At 64.9% G+C, this 10,849-nt stretch carries 11 protein-coding genes; 2 read left to right on the plus strand and 9 right to left on the minus strand.

All coding sequences use genetic code 11. The annotated features are described in order from the left end of the window. Positions 1-93 precede the first annotated feature (93 nt). Positions 94-1,539: a DHA2 family efflux MFS transporter permease subunit gene (locus tag EOA38_RS15965; RefSeq protein ID WP_126095848.1), complete on the plus strand. Its 1,446-nt coding sequence runs from the start codon at positions 94-96 to the stop codon at positions 1,537-1,539. A gap of 24 nt (positions 1,540-1,563) precedes the next feature. After that, the gene (locus EOA38_RS15970; protein WP_245464954.1) at positions 1,564-2,085 is read left to right on the plus strand and encodes a GNAT family N-acetyltransferase; all 522 of its coding nucleotides are present in this window, start codon (positions 1,564-1,566) and stop codon (positions 2,083-2,085) included. A gap of 37 nt (positions 2,086-2,122) precedes the next feature. On the opposite strand, the gene EOA38_RS15975 is transcribed toward EOA38_RS15970, so the two are convergent. The 9 genes from EOA38_RS15975 to EOA38_RS16020 all read right to left on the minus strand — a co-directional run bounded on the left by EOA38_RS15975 (position 2,123) and on the right by EOA38_RS16020 (position 10,372). After that, positions 2,123-3,010: an amidohydrolase gene (locus EOA38_RS15975; RefSeq protein ID WP_189349976.1), complete on the minus strand. Its 888-nt coding sequence runs from the start codon at positions 3,008-3,010 to the stop codon at positions 2,123-2,125. Continuing rightward, positions 3,010-4,146 carry a VWA domain-containing protein gene (locus tag EOA38_RS15980; protein ID WP_127221583.1) on the minus strand — a complete coding sequence of 379 codons (1,137 nt, stop codon included), beginning with the start codon at positions 4,144-4,146 and terminating at the stop codon, positions 3,010-3,012. The genes EOA38_RS15975 and EOA38_RS15980 overlap by 1 nt, the downstream gene beginning before the upstream one ends. Positions 4,147-4,372: 226 nt before the next feature. Further along, a complete protein-coding gene (locus tag EOA38_RS15990; protein ID WP_126092980.1) occupies positions 4,373-5,254 on the minus strand; it encodes a MoxR family ATPase in 882 nt (293 codons plus the stop codon). 7 nt (positions 5,255-5,261) lie between these two features. After that, positions 5,262-6,266 (minus strand): molybdopterin cofactor-binding domain-containing protein, encoded by a 1,005-nt coding sequence (locus EOA38_RS40955; protein ID WP_126092981.1) that lies wholly within the window; start codon positions 6,264-6,266, stop codon positions 5,262-5,264. Between the two features lies 1 nt (position 6,267). Beyond that, positions 6,268-7,635 carry a xanthine dehydrogenase family protein molybdopterin-binding subunit gene (locus EOA38_RS40960; protein ID WP_126092982.1) on the minus strand — a complete coding sequence of 456 codons (1,368 nt, stop codon included), beginning with the start codon at positions 7,633-7,635 and terminating at the stop codon, positions 6,268-6,270. Between the two features lie 11 nt (positions 7,636-7,646). Further along, entirely contained in the window at positions 7,647-8,129 is a 483-nt protein-coding gene (locus EOA38_RS16005; protein ID WP_126092983.1) for a (2Fe-2S)-binding protein, read from the minus strand. A gap of 58 nt (positions 8,130-8,187) precedes the next feature. Further along, entirely contained in the window at positions 8,188-8,982 is a 795-nt protein-coding gene (locus EOA38_RS16010; protein ID WP_126092984.1) for an FAD binding domain-containing protein, read from the minus strand. Between the two features lie 14 nt (positions 8,983-8,996). Beyond that, positions 8,997-9,440 (minus strand): SRPBCC family protein, encoded by a 444-nt coding sequence (locus tag EOA38_RS16015; protein ID WP_126092985.1) that lies wholly within the window; start codon positions 9,438-9,440, stop codon positions 8,997-8,999. Positions 9,441-9,544: 104 nt separating this feature from the next. Further along, positions 9,545-10,372: an AraC family transcriptional regulator gene (locus EOA38_RS16020; protein WP_126092986.1), complete on the minus strand. Its 828-nt coding sequence runs from the start codon at positions 10,370-10,372 to the stop codon at positions 9,545-9,547. Between the last annotated feature and the right edge of the window lie 477 nt (positions 10,373-10,849).

Consider the following 10,849-nt stretch of genomic DNA (forward strand, 5'->3'; position numbering starts at 1 on the left):
CCGCGCTCATCCATAACAGGCGGCGAGACGACACGAAAGTTTGTTGGATAAACTCTGGACTGGTTCAGCCTTATGCTGTTCAACCAGCGCGTCATGACCAGCATTCCCGACAACGAGGCATTGTCCCAGCCCGTGCCGACGGCGGCGCGCCAGGCACGGCGCGTGGCGCTGATCGTCGCCGTAGCCTTCTTCATGCAGTTGCTCGATTCGACGATCATCTCGACGTCGCTGCCGCAGATGGGCCAGTCCTTCGGCGTGCCGGCGGTGGCGATGAGCATCGGCATCACCGCCTATATGCTGGCGATGGCGGTGTTCGTGCCGCTGTCGGCCTGGCTCGCCGACCGTTTCGGCGCACGCAACGTCTTTCTCTGCGCCATCGCGTTGTTCGCGCTGGCCTCGATCGCCTGCGGTTTCTCTCAGAGCCTGACGCAGTTTGTCGCCGCCCGCATTGTCCAGGGCCTGGGCAGTGCGCTGATGACGCCGGTCGGTCGCATCCTGGTGCTGCGCAACGCCGCCAAATCGGAACTGCTCAACGCCACGGCGCTGATCACCTGGCCGGCTTTGTTCGCGCCGGTGGTCGGTCCGGTGCTCGGCGGCTTCATCACCACCTACCTTTCCTGGCACTGGAACTTCTTCATCAACGTTCCGCTTGGGCTGGCCGGATTACTGCTGGTCGCCCGTTTCGTTCCGGGCGATCGCGACGCCGAGACAAGACCGCTCGACTGGCCTGGCTTTTTCCTCACCTCGCTCGGCCTTGCGGTTATGCTCTATGGATTGGAGCGCCTCGCGCATCCCGAGAACGGCGTGCTGCCCACGGTGGGTATGATTGCCGCCGGCACTGCAATCGGCTGGCTGGCGGTGCGCCAACTCCTGCGGGCGCCGCATCCGCTGCTCGATCTTTCCGCCTTCAAGGTGCTGACCTTTGCCGTCTCGACGCTGTCGGCGGGCACGATCTTCCGTGTCGCGATCAACGCCACGCCCTTCCTTTTGCCGCTGCTGTTCCAAGTGGGTTTCGGGATGCGGCCGGTCGATGCGGGCTTGCTGATCCTCGCCTATTTCCTCGGCAATCTCGGCATGAAGGCGGTGACCACGCCGACGCTGAGGCGCTTCGGCTTCCGCCGCGTGCTGATCGTCAACGGACTGATCGCCTCGCTGGCGATCATGGCCTGCGGGGCGATCTCGCCGCAGACGCCGCTGGCGCTGGTGGTGGCACTGATGCTGATCGCCGGGCTTTCGCGCTCGATGCAGTTCACCGCGCTGAATACACTCGCCTTCGCCGATATCGGCGGGGCGCAGCGAAGCTCGGCCGCGACGCTTTCCAGCATGCTGCAGCAAGTATCGATGCTGTTCGGCGTGGCCGTGGCGGCCGCGCTCCTCAACCTGTCGCAAATTACCAGAGGCGAAGCGGCGCCCGACCTCGCAGACTTCAGAGTGGCTTTCCTCGCGATCGGCCTGATCGGACTCGTGGCATCGTTGCGTTTCATGGTCTTGCCGCCATCCGCCGGAGCGGAGGTCTCAGGCCATTTGGCGGCGAACTGACGAGGTCAGACTCCCGTGGACAAAATGACAAAATTCCCAATTTCGCTTTCCGGATACGAGATCGAAGGGCTGATCGGAATAGACGCACCTCGACTGGTGCCACTCTATCGGGCCTGCTCGGACTATGTCGTGCTGGAGCGCGGCCAGCCGCCCGATGCCGCCAGCGCGAACGAGGAATTCGAGAACTTCCCACCGGGCAGGACGGAAGCCGACAAGTTCGTATTCGGGCTGAAGGCAGCCGACGGCGAACTCGTGGGGTTGTTGGCCTGTGACCGCGACTATCCCCGGGCAGGGTGCTGGTGGATCGCGTTGCTCATGATCGACAAAGCCTTTCGCGGGAAAGGGTTGGCGCGAGCGCTTTGCGACGGCTTCTTCACATGGCTGAAGTCCCAGGCGGTCGAAAGAGTAGAACTCGGCGTGCTCGTCGAGAATGAGCCAGCACTTCGTTTTTGGCGACTACAGAACTTCGAGCCAGAGCGGATGGCCGGGCCAATTGCCATCGGCACCAAACAGCACATGGTTCAAGTCTTGGGCCGCTCATTGTGAACCGACCGTCGTCCGCGAGGAATGGTCGACCTCGCGCTCACACCGGCCTATAGACCTTCTCTGCCGTGTTCCAGAATATATCCGCCTCAGCCTTCGAGCCATGCCTGGCCACCGCCGCGCGGTGCGCCTTGATCAGTTCGGCGTGGCTGGTCCACAGCTTCTCGATCGGGAAGTTCGAGCCGAACATCAGGCGATCGCTGCCGAGGATTTCGATCGCATTGTGGATGATGTAGGCGATGAGTTCCGGGTCGTTGCGGTGCACGAAGGTGCCGAGCCCCGACAGCTTGGCGTAGAAATTGGGCGCTGCCGAAAGAGTGCGCAGGCCTACCTTCCATGCTTCAGTCGTTTCCGGCTCCATGCCGGTCAGCATGCCCGCATGGGTGAGGATGAAATTCGTCTGAGGGTTTTCGCTGACCAGCATCAGCCCGTCCTTCATTTGCGCCGGGAAGAGCTGCAGGTCGAAGGAGAGGCCATAGTCCTTCAGCCGCGCCACGTTTTTCCGCACCTTGGGATCGATCACCTGGTCGGCTGACGAGGCGAAACGGAAGGCAGGCGTCTCATGCCAGTGAAGCTGCATGCGCACGCCGCGCAGCAGCCTGTATTTCATCAGCCGATCGATCTGTGGCCGCACGTCATCCACCGTCATGTCGGCGTAACCGACGATGGCGTGCGGCCAGCCGGTTTCCTCGGCGGTCTTCTGCAGGAACGCCACCTCTTTCTCGAAATCCTCCTTGGCCCAGTTGGTCTGGACATAGACGGCCTTCTCGACGCTGGAGCCTTTCTGGTCGTCGAGGAATTCCGTGATCGGATAGTCGCGGCGGATCGGCTCGTAAGGGCCGAAGATGCGCGGCACCATCGGCCCGACCAGCCAGGGCTGATCCTGCTGGCGCCAGATGTGGAAATGCGCGTCGATGGCTTTCCGCATCACGATACCCTTTTCCAGATGGCTTCGGCCGCCGGAGCGGGGCGGGCGAGCGACAGGATGAAATCGGAGAGACTCTTCAGAGACGAGCCGTCGACCAGATCGTCGAGCACCGGCAGGATGGCGCGGAGCGCTGCCGTCGCCGGCCTGAAGCGCGGATCGCCGGCGAGCGGCGTCGCCAGCGAGAGCCGGAAGGCGCGGGCACTGAGCCGGCGCATCGCGGTTTCGAGGTCGGAATGGTCGCCACGCTCCAATGCGTCGGACAGGATCACGATGCAGGCGCCGCGCGCGAAGGCGGAGAACCGCGGCACCGAAAGAAAAGCAAGCAATGTCTGGCCCATGCGGGTGCCGCCATCCCAGTCGTCGACGAGCGCCGCGGCGCGGGCCAGTGCCTGGTCGCGGTCGCGGATGCGCAGCACCGGCGTGATGCGGGTCAGCCGCGTGCCGAAGGTGAAGACTTCCGCGCGGTCCGCGCCTTGCACCGTAGTGTGCGCCAGCTTGAGATAATCGGCGGTGTGCAGCTTCATCGAGCCGGAGACATCGATGAGCAGGAGCAGTTTCCGCGGCACGATCTGGCGGCGGCGCAGCAGCGGCGCGGGGATGTCACCATCGGCGCTGACGATCTCGCTCAGCGAGCGCCTGAGATCGAGCGTGCCGCGCGAGCGGGTGCGCGCGGTGCGGAAGGAACGGCGCGCGGGCAGGGCGGAAGCGAGCCGGCGGTGGAAGGAGTTCAGGCCGTCGGCGTCATGCGGGAAATCGCGGCTGCTCAACTGCTCGAGCGCCGAGGACAGCTCGCCGCCTTTCTCGTTGCGGATGGTCTGGCTTTCTTCTTGACGTGTGCCGCGATCGTCCTTGATGCGGGTTTCGTCGTCCTTCTCGCCGTCGATCGGAGGCTTGGCGTCGCCATAGAAATAGGCGCGGAAATGCGCCTCGAATTCGACACGGCGATCGGGCGGGGGCGCGAGCGTCGCGAGTGCTGCTTCGCGGATATCGTTCATCGAGCGCGGGCCGAGCAGCGCCGCCGCCTGCATGAAGCTGGTCACCTGTTCGGGTGCGATGGCGAAGGCATGACGGCGCAGCATCCGGGCGAAGTCGAGGAACGCCGCTGCGGCGCGAGGCAAGCTTTCCCCACGCATCATTCCTTCGCGCCCCCCTCTGTCCTGCCGGACATCTCCCCCTCAAGGGGGGAGATTGGCAGCTTGGACGCTCCGCTCAATCCTGCAACGTTGAAGATTGGCGAAAGCCGGCGTGACGTCTGATCTCCCCCCTTGAGGGGGAGATGTCCGGCAGGACAGAGGGGGGCGCTGTCCCGCCAGCGTCGCGCATTAGCCCTAGGGTATCGCGCTAGCGCGTTGCGATTGCTCATCACGCCAGCGCCTCCTCGACGATCCTTCCGAGCTCCGGCGCGATCGCCGACATATCCTCCTCGTCCTTGATCAGCACCCCTATGGCGCGGCGGAAGGCTTCCGGCCATGGGCTGCCGCCCTTTTCGAGAATGGTCGCGGCGTTGGCCCATTCGACGGCTTCGGCGATGCCCGGCGGCTTTGCCAGAGGGCGGGCGCGTATCTGCTGCACGGCATTCGCCACCGCGCGCGCGGTCGCCTCGGCGACGTGGCCCGAGCGCAGCATGATGATCTCGGCCTCGCGCGCGGCGTCGGGATAACCGATCCAGTGATAGACGCAGCGCCGGCGCAACGCCTCGGCGAGCTCGCGGGTGCGGTTCGAGGTCAGGATGACGATCGGCTGGGTCGCAGCGCGGATCGTGCCGCGCTCCGGGATGCTGATCTGGAAATCGGAGAGGAATTCGAGCAGCAGCGCTTCGAACTCATGGTCGGAACGGTCGATCTCGTCGACCAGCAGCACACGCTGGTCCGGCGCGCGCAAGACTTGCAGCAGCGGCCGCGCGATCAGGAAGCGGTCGTCATAGATGTCGATCTCGTGCTCGCCGGCATGGCGGATGGCGAGCAACTGGCGCTGGTAGTTCCATTCGTAGAGCGCATGCGCGGCGTCGATGCCTTCATAGCATTGCAGACGCACCAGCTCGCGGCCGAGCAGTTCCGCAACCGCCTTCGCCGCTTCGGTCTTGCCGACGCCCGGCGCGCCTTCGAGCAGCAGCGGCTTGCCCAAGCGGATCGCCAGGAAGATCGCGGTTGCGAGGCCGTCGTCGGCCAGATAGCGTGAAGCGGCGAGGCGCGTGGCCACGGCCTCCGGCGAAGCCGCCACCTCAATTGCATCGGCGCGGGTCATCTTCCGCTCAGCCTGCGGCCTGCGCCTTCAGCGCGCGCAGGATGCGTTCGGGCGTGATCGGCAAGGTATCGACGCGAACCCCGACGGCGTCGAAGACGGCGTTGGCGACGGCCGGGATCTGCGGATTGGCGCACATCTCGCCCGGACCCTTGGCGCCGAACGGGCCGTCGGCGGAAGGGCGCTCCAGCACGATGATCTCGGTCTCGGCGAGATCGCCAGGTCCCGGCATCAGGTACTGGTTGAAGTCGGTGCCGCCATGGTCCCGGCTCGGATAATAGGGCTCGGTCGTCTCATAGAGCGCGTGGCTGATGCCCATCCAGGAGCCGCCGACAAGCTGCTGCTCGACCATCTTCGGATTAAGCGCACGGCCGATCTCGAAGACGTTCTTCACGGTGAGCACCGTCACCTCGCCGGTCTCGTCGTCGACCTCGACCTCCGCCACCGTGCAGGCATGGGCGTAGCAGGTCGAGGGCTTCATCGCGCCGGTCTCCTTTTCCGGATAGGAGCGCGGGATCAAGAACATGCCGCGCCCGGAGATCGAGCGGCCGCGCTTGAAATGCGCGGAAAGCGCGACATCGAAGATCGAGATCGATCGCTGCGGCGCACCTTTCACCAGTATGTTGCCCTGGCCATCGGTCTCCAGGTCGGAGGCATTCACCTCCAGCTCCTCGGCCGCCACTTCCAGCATAACCTGTCGGGCTTCCCTGGCCGCCTGGATGACGGCGTTGCCGGCGCGGTGCGTGCCGCGCGAGGCGAAGGTGCCCATGCAGTGCGGGCCGGTGTCGGTGTCGGCGGTGTCGATGACGACGCGGTCGGTCGGCACGCCGATGGTCTCGGCGCAGATCTGCGCCATGATCTGCTTCATGCCCTGGCCGAGATCGACGCTGGAGAGCGTCACCATGAAATTGCCGGTCGGCGTCGAATGCACCAGCGCCTGGGTCGGGTCGCCGCCGAGATTCATGCCGGTCGGATAGTTGATCGCGGCGACGCCGCGTCCGCGCCGTATCGCCATCTCAAGCTCCCTTCCTGTAGGAGGACATCGCCATGAACTTCTCCGCCACCGGCCAGTTGGCGGCGCGCGAGGCTTCCTGCATGCACTCGATCAGCGCCGCGCCCTCTGTCGGCTGGCGATGTGCCTTCATGTCGCCGTCGCGATAGGCGTTGATGAAGCGGAATTCGAGCGGGTCCATGCCGATCAGCCGCGCCAGCTTGTCCATCTGCACCTCCAGCGCGAAGTCGCCGATGGTGACGCCGAAGCCGCGCATGGCTGAGGAAGGGGTGCGGTTGGTGTAGACGCAGTAGGTGTCGATCCAGACATTCGGGATCGTGTAGGGCCCGGGATAGTGCGCGGCGCCCTTCTGCGCGCCATAGGGCGAATGGCGCGAATAGGCGCCGGCATCGGTATAGCCGGTCACCTTGCGCGCGACGATGCGGCCGTCCTTCATCACGCCGTCCTTGATGACGACCTTCTCGGCCGCGCGGGGCGAGGAGATCTGCATCTCTTCCTCGCGGCTGTAGATAAAACAGACCGGGCGTCCTGTTAGCTTGGCCCCGAGGATGGCGATCGGCTCGACGATGACGTCGACCTTGCCGCCGAAGCCGCCGCCGACGGTGCCGCCGACGAAGTGCAGCTTCGAGCCCGGCATCTGCAGGATGATCGAGGCGTTGTCGAGGGTGAAGAACATCGCCTGCGTGTTGGTGTAGCAGGTGAAGCGGTCATTGCCCTCGGGCGCCACAACGCAGCCGGTGGTCTCGGTCGGCGCGTGCTCGATCGGCGAGGACTGGTAGGTCTGCTCGAGGATGTGATCGGCCTCGGCAAAACCTGCCTCGACATCGCCGAAGCGCACCTTGCGGCACTCGCCGCTGTCATAGAGGTAATAGTTCTGGCCGTGATATTCGTTGACGATCGGCGCGCCGGGCTTCAGCGCTTCCTCCATGTCGAAGACGGCCGGCAGCACCTCGTAATCGACCTTGACCTTGGCGGCGGCTTCCTGCGCCGCGCGCTCGGTCTCGGCCAGCACCGCCACTACCGCTTCGCCCTTCCAGCGCACCTTGCCGTCGGCAAGCACGGTTTCGTCCTCGGGGCCGATCTGGATCAGGATCAGGATGGTGTAGACGTTGTGTGGCACGTCCTTGGCTGTCAGCACCCTCACCACGCCCGGATGCTTTTCCGCCTCCGACGTGTCGATCGAGCGGATGCGGGCATGGTGATGCGGGCTGCGCACCATCTTCAGATGCAGCATGCCGGGAAAATTGCGGTCGGAGAAATAGGCGGTCTTGCCGGTGACATGCCCTGGCGAGTCCAGTCGAGGACGCGGCTGGCCGATCTCGTTGAGGCCGTCCTTGCGGACATCGGCGAAATAATCCTTGCGCAGCTCCATGTCTGGTCCCCTCAGGCGGCGTTCTGCGAGTTGGCGCGCGCGGCGGCGAGCACCGCCTGGATGATCGGCTCGTAGCCGGTGCAGCGGCAGATGTTGCCGGACAGCGCCTCGACGACGTCCTCGCGGCTGGGGTTCGGCGTGCGGTCGAGCAGCACCTTGGCGGCCATGATCACACCCGGCGTGCAAAAGCCGCATTGGGTGGCGAAGGCATCGAGGAAGGCGCGCTGCAGCGGATGCAGGACACCAGCTTCGGCGAGACCGGCGGTGGTCCTGATGTCGGCGCCGTTGCAGGTCTCGGCCAGCGTCAGACAGGAGAGTTTCAGTTCGCCGTCGATGATGACCGAGCAGGCGCCGCAGGTGCCCTGGTGGCAGCCGCCCTTAGGCGAGGTATCGCCGATCTTGTCCCTGAGCGCGTGGAGCAGCGTCGTGCCGCTCTCGATGAATTCGGCTTTTTCGGAGCCGTTGAGCGTGAACTGAACCGGGACCTTTGCCATTCTTCCTCCCTGCGCGCCTGCCCGAATGACCGGACAGACGCGCGTCCCCCACGAATGTTTAACTCAGCAGCAGGCGCCCGAGATGGACCGGCAGCACCTCGGCTCGATACCAGGCGCTGGCGATCGGGTCGGTGATCGGTGCAATTCCTTCGCCAACAGCGGCAAGCGCCGGCGCGATCTCCTCGGACGTGAGCTTGCAGCCAAGCAACGCCTTCTCCGCGGTCTTGGCCCGCATCGGCCGATCAGCCATGCAGCCAAGCGCGATGCGGGCGGACGTCACCGTGCCGTCGGCGGCGCGCTGCAGGAGTGCCGCGATGCTCAGCACCGAGATGCCTTTCGGCTTCACGCGCGAGACCTTGAGGAAGCGGAAGCTATCCGCCTTGGGCAGGGAGAAGCCGACAGCCGTGACGATGGCGCGGCTGTCGTCGCGGCCGGCCAGAAAGGCTTCGATCGGCGTCTCGCCGGTCCCGGCAGTGACGGTTGCATCGAGCGCCAGCAGCGCCACGGCGAAATCGCCGTAAGGGGCAGGGGCGAACAGATTGCCGCCGACGGTCGCCATGTTGCGGATCGCCGGGCCGCCGACAGCGCGCGCGGCCGGTGCAACGGCGGCAAGATCGGGATGGCGGGCGATCGCGGCCATGGTGACCGAAGCGCCGAGCTGGACCCTGCCGCCGGAAACGGTGATCGCCGACAGAGAAGGCTCGGTGACGCGCACGAGGCTTGATACGGAAACATCGCCCTCATTGGCGCCGCGAACCACCAGCGTGCCGCCGCCGAGATAACGGGTGCCCGACGCTTGCAGGGCCGCATTGGCGTCTTTCACCGTCGAGAAGGTCTGCAGCGCAAGCGACATGGCCGCTCCCCGATTTAGCTGTTGCCGGCGAAATGGCTCTTCAGGGCATTGAAGCCGCCCTGGAAGACATTGGCGCCCATGCCTTCGGCCAGCTTGTCGGCTTCTTCGGGGGCTGCATCGAAGCTTGCGGTCCATTCGGCATAGGTGCGGTCGCCGTCTGTCACTCGCCGCAATTGCAGTGTGGCCTTGTGGTTGGTGATCGGCTGCGGCGTTTCGAGGATGGCGTAGCTGACCAGGAAATTCTCGTCGGAAAAGTCGAGCAGTTTTTCGCGCAGCCGCGCGCCGCTGACCAATTGGAAGTTGCGCACGCAGCCGATCGTGGTGGCGTCCTTGCCGTCCTCGATATGGCTTTCCACCATGCGCGGGTGCCAACTCGGCAGGCCGTTGAAATCGCGGACGCGCGCCCAGACCTGTTCGACCGGCGCGTCGATGACGCTGGAAATGGTGACTTTCGCCATATGCTCGTTCCCTTGCGAAGATGGGAAGAAGGCTAGGGCGGTCGGCCGTATTGCGCTTATCAACGCGTCTTGCGCGCCTATCAATCAGTCTGAAAAACGTCCTCTCAGGACATTGCCCGGGCCGCTTCGCGATAAAGCGTCGGCGGCACGCCGACATGATCGCGGAAGAAGCGCGAGAAATTGCCCTGGGTGGTGAAGCCGAGATTGCAAGCGACAGAGATCAGCGGCTCTTGCGACCATTGCAACTGGCGCACAGCTTCCTCCATGCGCAGCGTGTTCCAGTAGACGTTCGGCGTCAGGTTGGTCTGTTCCTTGAACAAAGCGAAGAAGTGCGGCCGTGACAGGCCGACGCTGCGCGCCACGTCGTCGAAGGAGATGCGCTCGCAGACATTGGCCTTCATCAACTGGATCGCCTTGCGGACGCGGAAATCCAGCATCGTGTTGATGCGAGCGCGCGCCGCCGGCGGCGCCGAGGCATCGGCGGCGTCGAGCACGCTGTCGATGAAGCGTTCGATCTCGTAGTTGGCGACGTCGTCGATGCTCTCATTGTCGGTCAGATGATCGAGCAGGTTCGCCGCCGCCTGGTGCAGCCACGGTTCCAGCGTGATTGCCGCTTGCGTAAACAGCGGCGCCGACGATGGGAGGTCGCGACGCCGGCGCGCCCAGTCGGGATCGATGTAGAAGGCGAGGAAAAGGCCGGGCCTGCCGTCGCGCGAAAGTGCGTGGCTGTGCGGCTGGAACGAGTTGATGCCGGCCGCGGTGCTCTGTCCGAGCCGCACCGTCTCGCGGCCGATCGTCATTTCCCCGGCCGTGCCTTCCAGCCAGATGATGAGATGCGCCTCGCAATGGGCATGGGTGACGAAGTCGTTGGCGACATTCAGGACAGAGACATGTCCGAACCGGCCCCAATAGAGCCTGATCGCGTCCGTCATGGGTCTATTTCCTCCCGCAGGCGACTGGCCTCCCTTCGCCTGCCCGGGGATTTTGCGACCGGCGTCCGGCTTGCGTCAAGGTGTGCCGGAACGACGGGAGCCTCGCATCGCCCGTCCGGGTGGATTTTCAGACTGAGCGATAGGGGGCGTCCCTTCTCCCCTTGTGGGAGAAGGTGTCGCTGAAGGCGACGGATGAGGGGTGCTCCAGGGAACGCCAGCGTCTCACTTCGCTGGAATACCCCTCATCCGTCTCGGCGCTATCGCGCCGATCCACCTTCTCCCACAAGGGGCTAGCGTGCGCACACATTTGCTTCGGGCTCATTTTTGCGAGGCCAGAACGAAGCCGTCTGTGATGGCGTTGAAGCGTCTGAGGCCGTGGGTGAAGGTGATGGGCCCTGGCGGGCGTTCCTTTTCGTAGCCGTTCCAGCCTCCGAGCCTGGCGATACACCAGGCGGCCCAGGCGAGCGTGTGCGTGGG

The organism is Mesorhizobium sp. M1E.F.Ca.ET.041.01.1.1, from assembly GCF_003997355.1.
GTDB lineage: Bacteria > Pseudomonadota > Alphaproteobacteria > Rhizobiales > Rhizobiaceae > Mesorhizobium.

Bases quoted from the DNA above. Each gene is read 5' to 3' on its own strand.
- EOA38_RS16015 (WP_126092985.1), bottom strand. From the start codon at position 9,440: ATGGCGAAAGTCACCATTTCCAGCGTCATCGACGCGCCGGTCGAACAG.
- EOA38_RS15990 (WP_126092980.1), bottom strand. From the start codon at position 5,254: ATGACCCGCGCCGATGCAATTGAGGTGGCGGCTTCGCCGGAGGCCGTG.
- EOA38_RS16020 (WP_126092986.1), bottom strand. From the start codon at position 10,372: ATGACGGACGCGATCAGGCTCTATTGGGGCCGGTTCGGACATGTCTCT.
- EOA38_RS40960 (WP_126092982.1), bottom strand. From the start codon at position 7,635: ATGGAGCTGCGCAAGGATTATTTCGCCGATGTCCGCAAGGACGGCCTC.
- EOA38_RS40955 (WP_126092981.1), bottom strand. From the start codon at position 6,266: ATGGCGATACGGCGCGGACGCGGCGTCGCCGCGATCAACTATCCGACC.
- EOA38_RS16005 (WP_126092983.1), bottom strand. From the start codon at position 8,129: ATGGCAAAGGTCCCGGTTCAGTTCACGCTCAACGGCTCCGAAAAAGCC.
- EOA38_RS15980 (WP_127221583.1), bottom strand. From the start codon at position 4,146: ATGATGCGTGGGGAAAGCTTGCCTCGCGCCGCAGCGGCGTTCCTCGAC.
- EOA38_RS15975 (WP_189349976.1), bottom strand. From the start codon at position 3,010: ATGCGGAAAGCCATCGACGCGCATTTCCACATCTGGCGCCAGCAGGAT.
- EOA38_RS16010 (WP_126092984.1), bottom strand. From the start codon at position 8,982: ATGTCGCTTGCGCTGCAGACCTTCTCGACGGTGAAAGACGCCAATGCG.
- EOA38_RS15965 (WP_126095848.1), top strand. From the start codon at position 94: ATGACCAGCATTCCCGACAACGAGGCATTGTCCCAGCCCGTGCCGACG.
- EOA38_RS15970 (WP_245464954.1), top strand. From the start codon at position 1,564: ATGACAAAATTCCCAATTTCGCTTTCCGGATACGAGATCGAAGGGCTG.